Source organism: Bradyrhizobium sp. AUGA SZCCT0158 (assembly GCF_018130065.1).
Classification (GTDB): Bacteria; Pseudomonadota; Alphaproteobacteria; order Rhizobiales; family Xanthobacteraceae; genus Bradyrhizobium.
The window spans coordinates 89,012-106,155 of record NZ_JAFCME010000022.1 but is presented as its reverse complement, the minus strand read 5'-3'; the positions used below and the strand labels follow the sequence as shown (position 1 = coordinate 106,155).

12 protein-coding genes are annotated in these 17,144 nt (G+C 63.0%); 5 read left to right on the top strand and 7 right to left on the bottom strand.

The window, feature by feature from the left end; translation table 11 throughout:
- The first annotated feature begins 720 nt into the window (after positions 1–720).
- The 3 genes from JQ574_RS26875 to JQ574_RS26865 all read left to right on the top strand — a co-directional run bounded on the left by JQ574_RS26875 (position 721) and on the right by JQ574_RS26865 (position 5,064).
- Positions 721–1,971, top strand: coding sequence for a multidrug effflux MFS transporter (locus tag JQ574_RS26875; protein WP_312014696.1), 1,251 nt, complete (start codon positions 721–723; stop codon positions 1,969–1,971).
- A 162-nt stretch (positions 1,972–2,133) separates the two neighbouring features.
- Complete coding sequence (locus JQ574_RS26870) at positions 2,134–2,286, top strand: hypothetical protein (RefSeq protein WP_212210899.1); 153 nt, start codon at positions 2,134–2,136, stop codon at positions 2,284–2,286.
- Positions 2,287–3,069: 783 nt separating this feature from the next.
- Positions 3,070–5,064 (top strand): AI-2E family transporter, encoded by a 1,995-nt coding sequence (locus JQ574_RS26865; RefSeq protein WP_212384080.1) that lies wholly within the window; start codon positions 3,070–3,072, stop codon positions 5,062–5,064.
- On the opposite strand, the gene JQ574_RS26860 is transcribed toward JQ574_RS26865, so the two are convergent.
- The 3 genes from JQ574_RS26860 to JQ574_RS26850 form a co-directional block, all read right to left on the bottom strand.
- Complete coding sequence (locus JQ574_RS26860; protein ID WP_212210903.1) at positions 5,051–5,923, bottom strand: alpha/beta fold hydrolase; 873 nt, start codon at positions 5,921–5,923, stop codon at positions 5,051–5,053. The two genes, JQ574_RS26865 and JQ574_RS26860, sit on opposite strands and share 14 nt — an antisense overlap.
- Before the next feature lie 59 nt (positions 5,924–5,982).
- Positions 5,983–6,423, bottom strand: a complete 441-nt coding sequence (locus JQ574_RS26855; RefSeq protein WP_212210904.1) for an SgcJ/EcaC family oxidoreductase — start codon at positions 6,421–6,423, stop codon at positions 5,983–5,985.
- Between the two features lie 103 nt (positions 6,424–6,526).
- Positions 6,527–7,588: a ketopantoate reductase family protein gene (locus JQ574_RS26850; protein ID WP_212210905.1), complete on the bottom strand. Its 1,062-nt coding sequence runs from the start codon at positions 7,586–7,588 to the stop codon at positions 6,527–6,529.
- A gap of 194 nt (positions 7,589–7,782) precedes the next feature.
- On the opposite strand from JQ574_RS26850, the gene garD reads away from it, so the two are divergent.
- Both garD and JQ574_RS26840 read left to right on the top strand, forming a co-directional pair.
- Positions 7,783–9,345 carry a galactarate dehydratase gene (garD, locus tag JQ574_RS26845; RefSeq protein ID WP_212210906.1) on the top strand — a complete coding sequence of 521 codons (1,563 nt, stop codon included), beginning with the start codon at positions 7,783–7,785 and terminating at the stop codon, positions 9,343–9,345.
- Positions 9,346–9,602: 257 nt separating this feature from the next.
- The gene (locus JQ574_RS26840; protein WP_249119610.1) at positions 9,603–12,044 is read left to right on the top strand and encodes a hypothetical protein; all 2,442 of its coding nucleotides are present in this window, start codon (positions 9,603–9,605) and stop codon (positions 12,042–12,044) included.
- 32 nt (positions 12,045–12,076) lie between these two features.
- On the opposite strand, the gene JQ574_RS26835 is transcribed toward JQ574_RS26840, so the two are convergent.
- The 4 genes from JQ574_RS26835 to JQ574_RS35750 all read right to left on the bottom strand — a co-directional run bounded on the left by JQ574_RS26835 (position 12,077) and on the right by JQ574_RS35750 (position 17,011).
- Entirely contained in the window at positions 12,077–12,691 is a 615-nt protein-coding gene (locus JQ574_RS26835) for a 2-dehydro-3-deoxy-6-phosphogalactonate aldolase (protein WP_249119618.1), read from the bottom strand.
- Positions 12,692–12,729: 38 nt separating this feature from the next.
- Positions 12,730–13,638, bottom strand: a complete 909-nt coding sequence (locus JQ574_RS26830) for a 2-dehydro-3-deoxygalactonokinase (protein ID WP_212210908.1) — start codon at positions 13,636–13,638, stop codon at positions 12,730–12,732.
- Positions 13,635–15,968 carry a xanthine dehydrogenase family protein molybdopterin-binding subunit gene (locus tag JQ574_RS26825; protein WP_212210909.1) on the bottom strand — a complete coding sequence of 778 codons (2,334 nt, stop codon included), beginning with the start codon at positions 15,966–15,968 and terminating at the stop codon, positions 13,635–13,637. The genes JQ574_RS26830 and JQ574_RS26825 overlap by 4 nt, the downstream gene beginning before the upstream one ends.
- Positions 15,969–16,084: 116 nt before the next feature.
- Entirely contained in the window at positions 16,085–17,011 is a 927-nt protein-coding gene (locus JQ574_RS35750) for a DMT family transporter (RefSeq protein ID WP_212384079.1), read from the bottom strand.
- Between the last annotated feature and the right edge of the window lie 133 nt (positions 17,012–17,144).

Below are 17,144 nucleotides of genomic sequence, written 5' to 3'. Positions count from 1 at the left end.
TGAGAGGGCGCAGGGAAGACCGGGTGCGCGCTGCACCCGCGGTCTCGTGTGCGAATAGTGCAAAGTAGGCTGCACACGAGCATACAGGGCAGCGGAGAACACCCGGCCTTCCCTGCGCAATGGCTTTACGGCTTATGCCGTGCTCTCCCCGGAGACGAGTTCTTGATTGACTCCGTCGCTGTCGTTTCCGCTCGCGCTTCTCCGACAGCTTGACGCCGGCAACGGGCGCCAGGACCACACGTTTTTGCCGTACGCTTGAGTCCACGCCATCGTCAGGCGTGAACCAGCGTCCACCGCATCCCGCCGCGCGTTCGTGACGTGCGCACGCCCCTCTTGCCGGGCGGGACGGCGAGAAACATGCACCTGAATCGACCTTCTTGAAAAGCGAAATATTTTTTGTTTCGGGGCTTGACATGATTTCCGTAAATCGGAAGTGATTTGCCCGTCGGGCCAGTTTGTCGCAGGCGGCAGCAATCCGCCCTGTCGTCATTCCGGGGCTCGCGCAGCGAGGGAATCCATTAAGCGACAGCGCATGCGGCCTGATGGATTCCGGGCTCGCGCTTCGCGCGCCCCCGGAATGACGAGTCGGCCCAGTTCAGGGGAACGACGACCCCAACCCTACCCCGCAACCTCATCTCTCCCGGACGGGCTGCCATCCCGGAATAGGAGTTGTGCAACGCAGCATTACCGGTAGAATCCCGGTCTGGGATGAGGTCGTAAGTGTCTGAAATCAATGCCAATGCCTGGGTTTCCTCAGGCCACCGCCCGATGGGCTTCCCCGAATTCGTCGTCATCATCGCCTCCATCATGGCGCTGAACCCGCTGGCGATGGACATGATGCTGCCGGCGCTGCCGAACATCCGCTCCGCATTCCACCTCGCCGACGCCAACCGTCCGCAGATGGTGCTGTCGATCTTCATCGTCGGGTTCGGCGTCGGCCAGTTCGTGATGGGACCGCTGTCCGATCGCTTCGGCCGCCGGCCGGTGCTGCTGGGCGGCATGACCGTCTATTTCATCGCCAGCCTGCTGGCGATCGCCGCCCCCTCGTTCGAGACCCTGCTGCTGGCGCGCGCGCTGCAAGGGCTCGGCACCTCCGCGACCCGCGTCATCGCCACCTCGATCGTGCGCGACTGCTATGCCGGCCGCCGCATGGCGAGCGTGATGTCGCTGGCGATGATGGTGTTCATCGCGGTGCCCGTGATCGCGCCGTCGTTCGGCCAGGCGGTGCTGCTGCTGACGCAATGGCGCGGCATCTTCATCGTGCTGATGGCCTATGGCGTGGTGACGCTGGTCTGGAGCGCCTGGCGCATGCCGGAGACGCTGCCGCCTCAGCTGCGCCGCTCGCTCGCCGTCCGCGAAATATTCGACGCCTTCCGCCAGACCGTCACCAACCGCCAGACGCTGGGTTACGCGCTCGTCTCCGGCGGCGTGCTCGGTTCGCTGTTCGCTTTCGTGTTCACCTCGCAGCAGGTGTTCACCGAGATCTACCAGCTCGGGCATTATTTCCCGATTGCCTTCGCAGGCATCGCGATCGGCACGGCGATCGCCGGCTTCGTCAACTCCCGCTTCGTCAACCGCCTCGGCATGCGCGTGATTTCACACGGCGCATTGCTCGGCTACGTCGCCATATCGGGTATCATGCTGGCGGCGGTGAAATGGCAGATGCTGCCCTTGCCGCTGTTCATGGTGCTGTCGGCGTCGATGATGTTCGCATTCGGGCTGATGATCGCCAACTTCACCGCGCTGGCGATGGAGCCCCAGGGCCACATCGCCGGTACCGCCTCGTCGCTGTACGGATCGATCACCACCCTGCTCGGCATCGGCATCGGCACCACGATCGGCCAGGATTATGACGGCACGCTGCTGCCGTTCGCGACCGGCTTCTTCCTGTGCACGCTGGCATCGCTCGGCGTCGTGCTGGTGGTGGAAAAGGGCCGGCTGTTCAGGCCGCATCAGGTGGCGGGGTATTAGGCGGCGTGGGTCCGTAGGGTGGGTGAGCCAACGGGTCGCTTATTGGCCGGAACCATCGTGACCCAGGCGGCTTGGTCTCCAGCAAGGGATAGCCAACACCGGTGTTCGACCAACCCGACCTCGATCCGGGGCTTTGGCAGATAGTCCCAGCGAAGGAACCGTATGGCCATCAAAAAACACGGCGTCATTATCGAAACGCCAACGGAAGCTCGCCAGGCCGAGCCTGGACCGTCGATACTGTTTTTGCTCATCATTAGCCTGGGTATTGCCGTTGTCACTCTGGCAATTGTCTATTTCGTGTTTTTCCGAACCTGACGCTTACGATTGCATCAGCATAATTCCGGAACGATACGGAGGAGCGGGCTTTACCCCCTCAGATCGAACTCAACCGATGAGATGGCCCAATGCAAACGCTACCCGTGGATCGCGCGCTGAGCATATACGGCGCCCTTGCGGACCGTTCCGAGACGAAGGGCGCCCGCGAGCGTCTTTCAAGGCATCTGATGAAATTATACCTTGACGGTGAAACGAACGAGCACCGCTTGACCGTGCATGGGCTGTCATACCTTCAACAGTTGGATCGTGAAAACGATTTCAGGAACTGAGGTTTTTCCGGTGTCATGCCTTTTGCGCCAGCCGCTGCTTTCGCAGTGAATTGCGCCGCATGATCTTTGCCTTCGCGGCGCGGACGGCATCGGCTCTGGTCGGTTTGGTTTTCGGCACTGATGCTCTCAAATGATCCGCTTCGTCCGAGCCGGGCATTGCAGGAAGCAACGGTGCCGGCCTCGTCGAACTGTGATCGACGGGCTGCATGTTCATTGGGCCGGCGCAGCGTGGTTTGCCTTTTTGCATGCAGGAATAACCCGTTGTAGCCGGATTAGTTCGATGTCGCGGACCGCACCGGCTGGCAACCTGCTCGCCAAAATCCTTTGACGAAGGCTGGTTCGCAGTTCGCAAAATGGTTCCGTGGTCTGCGGTGAATACACCGCCCTAACCGGTGCAACCTATGCGCCGGTCGCGCCTTGGTTCACGACTGGATATTCAGACCATTTTTTGTGCCGGCGGGCTTCTACTGCCGCACCGTCTCAGAAAGCTTCAATGAGTTTGATCACCCGAAAAGTCAGCACCGGACGCACGATGGACGAGTTGCTGGCTTTGCTGAGTGCCGTCGCCTGCTCGATCCTCGCCGCATTGTTCATTGCGGCGCTGTATTTCGGCCGAGAAATATTCGTACCCATCGCGCTCGCTATTCTTCTCAGCTTTGTGCTCGGACCGCCGGTCGGACTGCTGCAGCGCGCCCGCGTTCCCCGCAGCCTGGCGGTCGTGGGCATCGTCTTTCTGGCATTCTCGGTGATCTTCGGCCTTGGCACCCTGATCGCCAATCAATTGACCCAACTAGCCGGAGACTTGCCGGTTTATCAATCTACGATGCGTGAAAAGATCAAGTCGGTGCGCGGCGCCACGGCGAGCAGCGGCACCCTCGAACGTGCGGCGGATATGCTCCAGGAGTTGAGCCGGGAGCTCGACAGGCCCAAGGAGGACAAGTCGGCTCGGGGAGCAATCCCACGTCTCGGCGCGCCGAACGCTGCCGGAACGACCCTGCCTATTCCCGTTGAAGTGCGTCAGCCCGACCCGGGAGCTCTGGAGAATCTGCGAACCTTGATCGCACCATTGCTCAATCCGCTGGCGACCACCGGCATCATCATCATTTTCGTCATCTTCATCCTGATCCAGCGCGAGGATCTGCGAAACCGCCTGATTCGATTGGCGGGCTCGCATGATTTGCAACGCACGACAGCGGCGCTGGACGATGCGGCGAAGCGCCTTAGCCGGCTGTTTTTGGCTCAGTTGATGATCAACGCCACTTTCGGCGTGCTCATCGGGGCGGGACTATCGTTCATAGGTATTCCCAGCGCGATCCTCTGGGGCATTCTGGCGGCCGTGCTGCGGTTCGTCCCCTACATCGGCACAGCCATCTCCGCGGCTTTTCCGCTGGCGTTGGCGGCCGCCGTCGATCCCGGCTGGTCGATGCTGGCATGGACGATCGTGCTTTTTCTGGGCGTTGGACCGATCATCAGCCAGGTGGTGGAGCCTCTCGCCTACGGCCAGAGCACCGGCCTTTCTCCCGTCGCTATCGTCGCTTCAGCGACGTTCTGGACCGCATTGTGGGGACCCATCGGGCTCGTCCTTGCAACGCCTTTGACGGTTTGCCTCGTCGTCCTCGGACGTCATGTCGAGCGGCTTGAATTTCTCGACGTGATTTTTGGCGACCGGCCTGCATTGTCACCGCCGGAAATGTTCTACCAGCGAATGCTTGCCGGCGATCCGATCGAGGCGGCAGGAAAGGCCGAAGAATTCCTGAAGGAGAAATCGCTGTCTTCGTACTTCGACGAGGTCGCCCTACGAGGCCTGCAACTGGCGCAGGCAGATGCAAAGCGCGATGCCCTGGACCAGGCGCGCATGACCAAGATTCGCGACGCCGTTACCGAGTTTGCCAGTGACCTTTCCACCCAGGACGATTCGATCCCCGAGGGGACCTCGCCGACCATGGACGCCGAGGCGGCGGCCGCGGTCGAAACCGTCCCGGATGCAGCGATTTCCAGCAATTTGCCGGTCGTGCAAAAAGCCGATCTTCCGCTTCACTGGCAGGGAGAGGCGCCGGTGTTCTGCCTGGCCGGACGCACCCCGCTCGACGAAGCCGCAGCGGTGCTATTTGCACAGCTTTCCAACGCGCACGGCCTCGGCGCACGGGTCGAGCCTGCGGACGCGCTTTCATCAAGCAAGATCGTGCAGCTGGATTTCACCGGCGTCGCGATCGTCTGCCTGTCCTACCTCGACGCCGGCAGTCCCGCACACATGCGCTACTCGGTTCGGCGGCTGCGTCGCCAATTGCCAAAGGCCACGATCGTCATGCTCGGTTGCTGGGCCGAGAACCTCGACAAGGAAACGTTGGAAGAACTGCGGGAGGCGGCCAAAGCCGACATCGCCGCGGCGACCTTGCGCGAAGCGATGATGATGTGCCGGATGGCTGCCGGTGTGGAGGAAATCGATGAACCGCCGGGCCGTGCTACGCCAGCCCTCAAGATTGCGTAAGAAACCGCTGGATCAACCCCAGAACCTCATCCGGTCTGTCGTGCTGCAGCCAGTGGCCGGCGCCGGCGATCTTGGCGAGTTCGGCGTGCCTGAAATGCGACATCACGCCGGCCTTCTCGGGATCGGGCAGAAAGCTTTCGCTGGCCGCGACCAGCAGCGTCGGGCACGCGATGCGCGACCACAGCCCGATATTATCTTCGAGCGACAGCCGGTAGGGCGCACGCGCGCGCAAATAGGGATCGTATTTCCAGCTGAAGCTGCCGTCGTCGTTGCGCTTCATGCCGTGGGTGGCCAGATGCAGCGCCTGCTCGCGCGTCAGCCGCGGGTTGCGGCCGACGATCCGATCGGCGCCGTCGGCCACGGTCGGATAGCGGTGGATCTTTCGCTGCGCCAGCTTGTCGAGATCGCCGGCCCAATCCGTGATCCTGACGTCGGCAGGCTTTGGGCGCCGCGCCGGAAAATTGGTCACGCCGTCGAGCACGACCAGCTTTGACACGCGCTCCGGAAACGCGCCGGCATAGGTCAGGCTGACCATGCCGCCCATCGAATGGCCGACGATGGCGACTTTGCCAAAACCTTCCGCTTTCACCAGGCCAGTGAGATCGTAGACGTGGTCGGCAAGGCTGTAGCTGGAGCCGAACGCCCAGCCGGAATCGCCATGGCCGCGCAAATCGGGCGCCACGACGTGAAAATCCGCAGCCAGCGCCCGCGCCAGATAATCCCAGCTGCGGGAGTGATCGAGGCCACCATGCACCAGCAGCAATGGCGGCGCCGATGCGTTACCCCAATCCGTGAAATGAAGCTTGAGCCCCTGCGACTGAAAATAGCGCGACTGCGGCGCATCCGATGCAATGTCCATCGGAATTACTTAAAGGCTCGCGCAGCAGAGGTCCAGCGCCGCACCAATACGTGAGCCGCTTATTGCGGCATGGCCGACCGATGGAAATGCACGATCTGCCAATCGGCGCCGCGCTTTGCCACGACGAAAGTGACCCGTCCCGATGCGCTGATCGGGGTTCCGTCTTTGACACGAGTCGTCGTATCGAGACCGGTAACCAGCACCGCGTTGTCAGAGAGCACCATCGATTCATAGCTGTTGAGGGTGGCCCCTCTCGGCCGGTTGTTGAGAAGCGCGGCTTCAAAATAGGTTCTGATACCCTCGGGCTTGGTCACGACGGCCTTGCTTCCGGTCCCCATGAACAACGCGTCCGGCGCGTAGAGCTTTACGATTGCGTCAACGTCCGACGCCGTGAATGCCTTGGCCCATCTATCGATGATCTGAAGCGCATCTGTCTTTGCATCCGCAGTCGCCGTTGCAATCGAAGCCATCAAAATAAACCCACAAAGAAAGAGACGCATGGCACACCTCCCGATATCTCAGGCGATATACGCAGGTTACGACAACTCAGGGAAAATCATAGCCCCTTGATGGGTGGTGGCGGTGATCGCAATCGCGTGGGCCTCAATTCAATCGCAGCTCGGTGATATGCCGCGGATCCGGCTTCAGCTCGCCCCGTTCGACGCGCATGACGATGTCGGTCAGCGCGGCATTGGCGCGGCAAGCGATGCCGATCTTCTCGCCCTCATCAACCACAAATCCGTTGATGAATTCGATCTCGGTGCGCCGGCCCTTCTGCATGTCCTGGCCCATCGAGGGACGTTGCCCTGATGCCGTGCGCTTGCCGTCCGCGAAGCGCTGCTCGTCGCAGGCGCGCATCGCCGCCTCGTCGCCCTCGCCGGCCCGCGCGATGGTCTCCGGCGCCAGATGCAGGATCTCTTCGAGCTGATAGCCATGCGCCTGGCCGACGCGAATGGCCTCGCTGCCGAGCCGGGTGGAGAAGCGGCGGATCGGCTCGCTCTCCAGCATCTGGCCGCCGGTCATGCCGGTGCAGGCGGAGAGCCCGTTGCCCATGACGTTGGCGACCAGCTTGGACCAGCGCTCGCCCCACAGATTGCTGGTGACCTTGGCGCTGTCGGTGTAACCGACCAGGCGGCAGATTTCCTCCGCCCGTGGCGTGATGCGGCCGTGCACTTCGCCGGCGCGAAACACCGTATGTGCGGCCCCGTGCTTGCCGGCGCCGCGGTGAATGTGGCCGGGCTCCGGCAGATTGACCGTGATACTGCTGGCGATGCAGCCCAGCGTCTTGCCCCAGCCGACGATGCCGGCAATGGTTTCTTCATTCATGCAGTTCTGCAGCGACACCACATAGCCATCCGGCGCCAGATATTGCCGGATCAGCATGGTGGCCCAGGCGGTGTCGTAGGATTTCATGCAAACGAAGGCGATGTCGACCGGCGCCTCCTTCGCAAGCTGCTGCGCGTCCGTGACGTGCAGCGCGCGTACAGGAACCGAAAATTCCGGAACATCCATGGCGTGGGTGACGCGCAGGCCGTGTTTGCGCATATGCTCGACATGCTCGGGCCAGGGATCGATGAACGTCACGTCCTCGCCCGCCTGCACCATGTGTGCGCCTGCATAGCCGCCGACGGCGCCGGCTCCGACGATCGCTACCTTCTTGCCCATGCTCGCCCCTTGGTTTTCTCTTTGGCGTTTCTTGGTACATTTTCTTGGCACCGAGGCTAGCGCACTGGCCCGCCCCGCCACAATGGCTGAATGCGTGCGGCAGCTGATCATCGCCATGCGTCAGGTGCGTGAGTTTCATATATTCGCCAAAGCGGCCTATACTTGTCCTGACTGGCGCGGGATGCGGCAGCAGCATGCTTAAGGAGACTTTTGTGACGGGAACTGCGACGGCGCAGGCCTTTGAACCGCGCTACATCCGGCTCGACCCCAACGACAACGTTGCGATCGTGGTCAACGATCTCGGGCTGCCGGCGAAGAGCCGCTTTGCCTGCGGTCTCGAGCTGCGCACCTTCGTGCCGCAGGGCCACAAGGTGGCGCTGTCGGACATTCCCGAGGGCGAGCCGATCCGCCGCTACAACGAGGTGATCGGCACCGCGGCCCGGCCGATCCTGGCCGGCGAATGGGTCGACGAGGCGCGCATCGACATGCCGACGCCGCCGGAGCTCGACAAGCTCGAACTCGCGACCGCCGTCTCCGCCCCGCAGGCGCCGCTTGAAGGCTACACGTTCGAAGGGTTTCGCAATCCCGATGGTTCGGTTGGCACCAAGAACGTCCTGGCGATCTCGACCAGCGTGCAATGCGTCGCCGGCACGCTGCAATTTGCGATCAAGCGCATCAAGGCCGAACTGCTGCCGAAATATCCCAATGTCGATGACGTCGTCGGGCTGACGCATAATTACGGCTGCGGCGTCGCAATCAATGCGCCGCTGGCGATCGTGCCGATACGGACGCTGCAGAACCTCGCCTTGAACCCGAATTTCGGCGGCGAAGTCATGGTCGTCGGCCTCGGCTGTGAGAAGCTGGTGCCCGAGCGGCTGCTTCCGGAAGGGACAGACAGCAGCGTGGTGCGGATGCAGGACGAGGCGTTCGACGGGTTTGGCGCCATCGTCGACGCCGTCTTGGAAATGGCGGACGCGCGGCTTGCCGTGCTCAATGCGCGCCGCCGCGAAACCTGCCCCGCCTCCGACCTCGTGATCGGCCTGCAATGCGGCGGCTCCGATGCGTTTTCCGGCGTGACCGCCAATCCCGCACTCGGCTTCGCCGCCGATCTGCTGGTGCGCGCAGGCGCAGCCGTGATGTTTTCCGAAGTCACCGAAGTGCGCGACGCCATTCATCTGTTGACGCGGCGCGCCGCCAATGAGGATGTCGGCCGCGCGCTGATCCGTGAAATGGACTGGTATGACGGCTATCTCGCCAAGGGCGACGCCGACCGCAGCGCCAACACCACGCCCGGCAACAAGAAGGGCGGGCTCGCCAACATCGTGGAGAAGTCACTGGGCTCGATCGTCAAATCAGGCACCAGCCCGATCGTCGACGTGCTGTCGCCGGGCGAGCGGGTGCGCACAAAAGGCATGATCTTTGCGGCCACGCCCGCCAGCGACTTCATCTGCGGCACGCTGCAGCTTGCGTCGGGAATGACATTGCAGGTGTTCACCACCGGCCGCGGCACGCCCTATGGGCTCGCCGCTGCCCCCGTCATCAAGGTATCGACGCGCACCGAACTGGCGCGGCGCTGGAAGGACCTGATCGACTTCGACGCCGGCCGCATCGCCACCGGCGAGGCGACGATCGAGGAAACCGGCTGGGATCTGTTTCGCCTGATCCTCGATGTCGCGAGCGGCCGCACCAAAGTGTGGTCCGACCGCTGGGGCATTCACAACGATCTCACGCTGTTCACGCCGGGACCGGTGACGTGAAGAGCGTCCACTTCGTCGCAAGTTGCCATTAGGCCTGCGTTAACCATTGCGCCGGGAGCGATATGGGCCGTGCTTGCGCGCAAGCCATCGCGTCCGTTGCGCCCGGCGCTTCAAATCATGCGATTTATTTAAGCGAACATTACGGAATCTAGCATAGGCAAAGGGGCAGCAGCGCGCATTGGTTGGCGTCATTGAGGAGCCCTGTTTTGCAGCCCTTCCCAAAAATTACTGGCCGCCACTATTTTGCGATTTTCGTATTGGCATCGGTCACGCTGTCCTACCAGATCCTGATCACGCGGTTCTTCAGCGTGATGCTGTATTACCATTTCGCGTTTGCGGCGATTTCGCTGGCAATGCTCGGGCTGACCCGCGGCGCGATGGAGGTTTACAACAACCCCACCCGCTATGCGCCCGAACGCGTCGGACCGGAATTCGCGCGCCACGCCTCCTGGTTTGCCGTCACCGGCGTCGGCGCCATGATCTGCTTTTTGTGCGCACCGGTGCTGGTACCTGTTGAGTATCTGTGGCTGGCGCTGCTAACCACGACGATCGCCTTCGTGATCCCGCTCTCCGCAAGCGGCGTCTGCATCACGCTGCTGCTGACGCGCATGCCATATAGCGGCGGCTGGCTCTACGCGGCTGACCTCGCCGGTGCCGCCGTCGGCTGTCTCGGCATCATCTTCGTGCTGCTGGTGATCGATCCCGTCAGCGCCACGCTGGGCATCGGCGCGATGGCCGCAGGTGCCGGCTGGATGGTGGTGCGCGGCAGCGGCGATGCCCGCACGCTGCGTCTCAGCGGCGCCGTCGCGCTGTCGCTGGGAGCCGCCGCGATGGTGCATGCGGCGCTGGATGTTTCCGGCAAGAGCCATCTCGGCGTGTTCTGGGCCAAGGGCACGCAACAAACCGGAACGTTGTTCGAGCGCTGGAACACCTATTCACGCGTCCGCGTGACGGCGATGGGCGAATCCGTGCCGTTCGGCTGGGGCTTTTCGCGCGCGCCGACGACCAAGATCGATCAGAAATATCTCGACATCGACGCCGATGCCGCCACCGTCATCACCCGCTTCGACGGCGACCTTGGCAAGCTCGGCTATCTGAAGGACGACGTCATCAACGGCGCTTATCTTGTGCAGCCGACGGCCGATGTCGCGGTCGTCGGCGTCGGCGGCGGCCGCGACGTTCTTTCCGCGCTGCTGTTCGGAGCCAGGAAAATCAGCGGCATCGAGATCAATCCGGCGATCTTCGAGGTTCTCACCGACAAATTCGCGGATTTCTCCGGCCATCTCGACAAACAGCCCGGCGTATCCCTGATCAATGCCGAGGCCCGCAGCTACATCAACCATTCCTCCGACCGCTACGATCTGGTGCAGATCTCGCTGATCGACACCTGGGCGGCGACCGCCGCGGGCGGACTGACACTCACCGAGAACCGGCTCTATACCGTCGAAGCATGGGGCGATTTCTACCGCGCCCTGAAGCCGCGCGGCATGCTGTCGGTCTCGCGCTGGTACGATCCGGGCACCCACCGCGGCGAATTCTATCGCCTGGTGTCGATCGCGGCCGAAGCCCTGCAACGCAGCGGCGTGCCCGCCGCCGGACTGAAGGATCACCTGATCGCGCTCAACGTCGGCAACATCGTCAACGTAATTACACGGCCCGATGCCTTCACCTCGGCCGAATGGCAGGCCGCGCGCACGCGACTGGAGGCCCAGGGTTTCAGGATCCTGATGGGGCCGGATGTCGCCTTCGACGCCGTGACGACAAAACTGATTTCCGGAACCGCCGATGCCGCCTACTTCGCCTCGCTGCCGGAAAACGTCACGCCGTCCACCGACGACAATCCGTTCTTCTTCTACACCGCGCGCTTCGGCGATTTCGTCGCAGCCCCGATGTCGGCGCGCACCCACAACAACACCGCGATCACCATGACGCTGGCGCTGATCGCGGTGGCGCTGGTGGCCTGTCTGTTCTACGTCGTCGGGCCGTTCATTCGCCTCGCGCGCACGACGCCGCTGGCGACGCTGACGCCGTCGGTGACCTTTTTCTGCGGAATCGGCATCGGCTTCATGCTGATCGAAATCTCACAGATGCAGCGGCTAATGGTGTTTCTGGGCCATCCGGTCTATGGGCTCAGCGTCGTGCTGTTCACCATCCTGCTGTTCGGCGGACTAGGCAGCACCACGGTCGGCGCGCGTTCGCCCCGAACCCGCGAAGTCATCACCCGGCTGGTCGCACTGCTCGCGACGCTCGCGATTGCCGGACTGCTGACGCCCGCATTGACGACCTGGGCACGCTCGGAAACTACAAGCATGCGCATCGTGCTGTCGATACTGCTGCTGGCGCCGCCCGCGTTCTGCATGGGCATGATGTTCCCGCTGGGGCTGAGCATCTGGCGCCGCCAAAGCGAGCTGCATCCGTACTTCTGGAGCGCCAACGGCATCATGTCGATGCTGGCGTCGGTGCTGGGCATGGCGCTGTCGATCGAGTTCGGCATCGCCAACACCTACGCGCTCGGCGTCGGTCTCTATGTCGTCTGCGCGTTGATGATCGTTGTCGCCGGCCGCCAGATGAGCCGTATGGCGCTGTTTGCGGCAAGGCCGGCGATCAGCCCCGCGATGGTTGCGGACGCGCCGTCGATCCAGCCGAAGCAGGCCGAAACGCCGGCGGTGCCGGCGCGCACCAGCGAGGTCGCCGGCTGACGGCGATGCGGCGGACGGAGGCGTCCGCCGACCTACTTCGATTCCTGCATCGCCGCATCATAGGCACGGATCGTTGCCCTGGCGCGTTCGGCGACTTCGGCCGCGGTCATTCCCGGCTTGTAAAGGCTGGTGCCGAGACCGAAGGCATGAATGCCGGCCTTGGTGTATTCCGCAAAATTCTTGTCGGAGATTCCGCCCACGGCGGCGATCATCAGGCCTGCGGGAAGAACGGCGCGGATCGCTGTTATCCCCGAGGCCCCAAGGGTGCCGGCCGGAAAGAATTTCAGCGCAGAAGCCCCAGCCTTCGCCGCCAGCAGCGCCTCCGTCGCCGTAAACACACCGGGCATCGTGACCATGCCGCGGTCCCGGGCGCTGGCAATGACTTCCGGATCGACGTTCGGGGAAACCATCAGCCGCCCGCCGACGTCATGGAGCCGCTCGACATCCTCTGGCGTCAGCACGGTACCCGCACCGATCAGGATATCGGCAGTGGCTTTCTTCACGGCGAGCTCGATAGAGCGGAACGGATCCGGGGAGTTGAGCGGAATCTCGATCGCCGTCATGCCGTGTTCGATCAGCACGTCGACAATGCCCTCGGCCTCTTCGGGTTTCACGCCGCGCAGGATCGCGACCAGCGGACGCTTCATCGGCGGAAATGGAACAGGTGCCACGCGTTTGATCCTTCCTACAAGGTCCAGATGGACTTGGCAGCCAAGGCAAGACCGCGTCGGACCGCATCATCTGAATCGATGGATTGGACCGCAACGGAAAGGCTGTCAAACGCCAATCGATACAGCGCCTCAAGCCTGCCTGACGCAACCAGGGTGATGTCGCGCCTCGACCGATCGCCAACCATTCCCGCCGCCAGTTCGAGACCGATCAGGGTTCCCGATATCTTCTCGCGGGCCGAGGCAGGACTGCCGCCGAATAAAAGCTGACCCGAACGCACCTGGAACAGCAAATTGGCTGCGAACGCGGGCGTCTCAAAGGCAGCAATGACAGCCGACTTGAATGCCTGGCTATCCACCGCTTCGTCCGCGTTCGCCACGGCCAGCGACAGGATCGTCCCTTGCGATACGGCGCTGAAGAGTTCGCCGGTCATGAACGTGGTGAAGCGTTCGACGGTCCCACCACGGACGCTCGCCCATTTCGAATGGGTGCCGGGCATGCAGACCAGCGCTTCACCGGATGCGCCGAGAGCCCCGAGAAGTTGGGTTTCTTCGCCGCGCATCACGTCCGGCGCTTTGGGGTCGCGCTGCGCGATGCCTGGAAGGATGCGGATATCACGCGCCCCTCCGGGAGCCGGGACGGCACGCTGCAAGATGGATGTGAGGCTTGCCGGCGTGTCGATATATCCCGCTTCAACCCAGCCCTGCCGGGCACCCGCCATGCCGCAGATGATGACAGGCAGGTGATCGGCGGCGCCGACGGCATCGAGATGCGATTGCAACACGGCGGCAAAGCCGATCTTGGCGGCCGCCATCATGCCTTCATCGCTGCGTCGTTCCGACAGCACGTCGCCGGATTGATTCATCAGCCACAGCCGAAAGCTGCTGGTGCCCCAATCGACGGCGACATAGGCGGCCTGGCTCATTTCGAAATCCGTCTTGATGTTCGTGCGTTCTGAATGGCGCTCCACACCAGATACGGCGTCGCCGGCATGTCCAGTTCATTGATACCGAGCGGCGACAAGGCATCAAGCACGGCGTTCATGATGGTTTGCGGCGCGGCGATGCTGCCGGCCTGCCCGGTTCCCTTGACGCCCAGCGGATTCGATTTGGTCGGCGACGATTCATTCAGACCACCGGCAAAATTCGGCAGATCCTGCGCGCGCGGCAACGTGTAGTCCATGAAGGAGCCGCTGAGCAGCTGCCCCTCGGGGTCGAACACGATGTGCTCCAGCAGCGACTGTCCGATACCTTGCGCCACCCCGCCATGCACCTGGCTGAGAGCCACGCGGGGATTGATGAGGCGGCCGAAATCATCGACGATGGTGTAGCGATCGAGCCGCACGACGCCGGTGTCGGGATCGATCTCGACTTCCGCGACATGGCAACCGTTCGGAAAATTGTAGAGATCGGAACTGTTGGTCGCGCTTCCTTCGAGCCCCGGCGTCAATCCCTCCGGCAGATTGGCGGCATCCCGTGCGGCATCGGCTACCTTGCCGATCTCGATGGCGCGCTCGGTGGATTTCACGACAAAACGGCCATCGGCAAACACCACCTGGTCGGCGGGCGCCTGCAGCAGATGCGCTGAAATCAGCTTTCCCTTCTCGATCAGCTTTTCAATCGCCATCACCAAAGCGGTGCCGCCCATATGCATCGAACGCGCGCCGCCATGGCCGTTGCCGCCGGGCAGAAAATCCGTGTCGCCCTGCTGGAAGCGGAATGCATCGATCGGCAATCCGAGCAGGTCGGCCGCGACCTGCGGATAGGCCGTCTCATGCCCCTGCCCGTTGGACTGCGTTCCGACCGCCAGCGACACCATGCCGTCGGTCTCGAACGCGGCCCGCGCCATTTCCAACGGCACACCGCGGGAGGTTTCGAGGAAGCAGGCAATCCCGAGGCCGCGCAGCAGGCCGGCTTTGCCAGATTGTTTGCGGCGCTTGCGAAAACCGTCGCGATCGGCGAGCGCGATCGCGTCGTCCAGATTGGCCTTGAAGCGGCCGCCGTCGATCTTCATGCCCATCGCGGTGCGATGCGGAAACGTGCTGACGATGTTGCGGCGGCGCAACTTGACGGCATCGATACCGGTCTTGACCGATGCGAGATTCACCAGCCGCTCGATCAGATAATTGGCCTCGGGCTTGCCGGCGCCGCGATAGGCGTCGATCGGTGGCGTGTTGGTGAAGGCGCCGCGCACCTCGTAAAATACTGACGGGATGTCATAGACGCCGCCGATCGCGCTGCCGGCGGCATTGGTGGAGCTTATGGGACCGCTGGTCGACAGATACGCGCCCATATTGGCGACCGCTTTGACTTCGAGCGCGAGAAACCGGCCATCTTTGTCGAGCGCGAGCCGCGCGCGGGAAAAGAAATCGCGGCCATGCGCCGAGCTGACGAAATCTTCTGATCGTTCGCAGACCCAGCGCACCGGGCGACCGAGCTTCCTGGCCGCCCACAGCACCAGCGCATATTCGGGATAGACGTAGTTCTTCATCCCGAATCCGCCGCCGACGTCAGGGACCACCACGCGAAGCCGTTCGAGCGGAATCTTGAAGACGGCGCCGGCGAGCACCTTGCGGGTGTCGTGAGCGGCCTGGCCGGTCACCGACAGCAGAAACTGATCCGTCTTGCGATCATGGAAGCCGATCGCGGCGCGCGTCTCCAGGGGAGCTGCCACGACGCGGTTGTTGAAGAGGTCGCATTCGACGATATGCGTAGCCTCTGCCATCGCCGCGGCAACCGCCGCCGCATCGCCCTTCCGGAACAGGAAGGCGGAATTGCCCGGCGCCTCTTTCCATAACAGCGGGGCATCCGGTTTCAGCGCCGCGGTCGCCACGGTGACGCAAGGTTGCGACTCATAGGCGATGTCGACCACTTCGCCGCCCGCCACCGCCGCTTCCAGCGTCTCCGCCACAATGAGCACCACGGGATCGCCGACATGCCGCACGAAATCACGGGCCAGCGCGGGTCGCGGCGGCGCGATGATCGGCTCAGCCGCGTCGATCACCGTGACGCAGGGCAACTCGCCGATGCCATCGGCAGCGAGATCGGCTTCACAGAGGACTGCGACCACGCCGGGAAGCCCACGGGCAGCATCCAGGTTGATCTTGATGATGCGCGCGAAGGCGTGCGGCGAGCGGACCACATGGGCGTAAAGCACATCAGCCACATGATCATTGGCGACATAGCTGCCGCGCCCGGTGAGGAAGCGATGATCCTCTAGCCGGTTCAGGGACTTGCCTTGATAACGCTCGCGCAACCGCTCACCTCCTTGGCGTAGAACCAAGGGTTATATTGGGCCATTGCGGGGACCGCCACCCTTCTCGCCCTGTCGAATTTGCGTTGCGGACCTGTCGACCACTTCGCCCGCTCTAGCTAGCGGGCCGAACCCGATGACGTCTGCCGGGCCCAATTCCTGTTGGCCGAGAAGACACCGGTGCCAATCAGGATCCCGACGAGAACGAGTGCCATACCGGCGACCAATTCCACCGTCAGCGATTCGCCAAGCATCGCGATGCCCAGCGCCATCGCCGTGATTGGATTGAGCGTCAGGTACAAAACGGTTGTCGTCGGCGGCAGCCAGCGCAACGCCCACATGAAAAGGGAAAACTGCAGAACACCGGCGACTGTTCCAAGGAACGCCACCGCGAGCCATCCTCTTGCGCTGAGCGCCGGCAAAGCCGCACTGCCTTGCTGGAGACCGACAACCGGCAACAAGACAGCGACGGCGAATGCCATCGCCAATGCCGTCACGAAAATCGGCCCGTGGCGCATCAGGGTCGCGCGGCTGAAAACGGAGTAGACGGCGGCGCAGAGGACGCTCAGCAGCATCAGGGCGTCTCCGATCATGTAATCGGCATTTCCCCGTCCGAATGCAGCGGTGCCAAACGCCACCGCGATGCCGGAAAACGCCAGCACGACACCTGCCACCTTCGCGGTGGTCAGCTTCTCGCGGCCGAAGGCAGCTGCGACGATCAGGGTCTGGATCGGTATCGTCGCCAGACCAACCGCGCCACGCGCGGCCGGCACGTACTGGAGCGACGCATTGAAGGCCCAGGGAAAAAGCACGAAGAAGAGAATCCCGAACCCGGCGATCTTTGCACATTCGGATAGCGCAAGGCCGCCGCGCGGCCACATCGCCAGCAGAAACGGCGCAAAGCAGGCGATCGAGATCAGATAGCGGTAAAAAGCCAGCGAGATCGGGTCGATCTCTCCAATGACGGAGCGCGTGGCGACGACGGCAGCCCCTGCGATCAAGGCGGCTGCCGCCGCGGCGGCATGGGCAAGCACAATCCTGTTCACGACGTCGCCACCCCGATCAGCCGCCCGGCGCGGCCAGTCGCTTTAAAATCGAAAGTTACACTAGCCATGACACTTTAAAAATGCAAGTCGGTCTGCTAGATTATCGAGGGACACCGTTCCGGGCAGGTCCGGT

Coding starts and splice junctions, on each gene's coding strand:
- JQ574_RS26870 (WP_212210899.1), top strand. CDS start 2,134: ATGGCCATCAAAAAACACGGCGTCATTATCGAAACGCCAACGGAAGCT.
- JQ574_RS26865 (WP_212384080.1), top strand. CDS start 3,070: ATGAGTTTGATCACCCGAAAAGTCAGCACCGGACGCACGATGGACGAG.
- JQ574_RS26860 (WP_212210903.1), bottom strand. CDS start 5,923: ATGGACATTGCATCGGATGCGCCGCAGTCGCGCTATTTTCAGTCGCAG.
- JQ574_RS26855 (WP_212210904.1), bottom strand. CDS start 6,423: ATGCGTCTCTTTCTTTGTGGGTTTATTTTGATGGCTTCGATTGCAACG.
- JQ574_RS26850 (WP_212210905.1), bottom strand. CDS start 7,588: ATGGGCAAGAAGGTAGCGATCGTCGGAGCCGGCGCCGTCGGCGGCTAT.
- garD (WP_212210906.1), top strand. CDS start 7,783: ATGCTTAAGGAGACTTTTGTGACGGGAACTGCGACGGCGCAGGCCTTT.
- JQ574_RS26835 (WP_249119618.1), bottom strand. CDS start 12,691: ATGAAGCGTCCGCTGGTCGCGATCCTGCGCGGCGTGAAACCCGAAGAG.
- JQ574_RS26830 (WP_212210908.1), bottom strand. CDS start 13,638: ATGAGCCAGGCCGCCTATGTCGCCGTCGATTGGGGCACCAGCAGCTTT.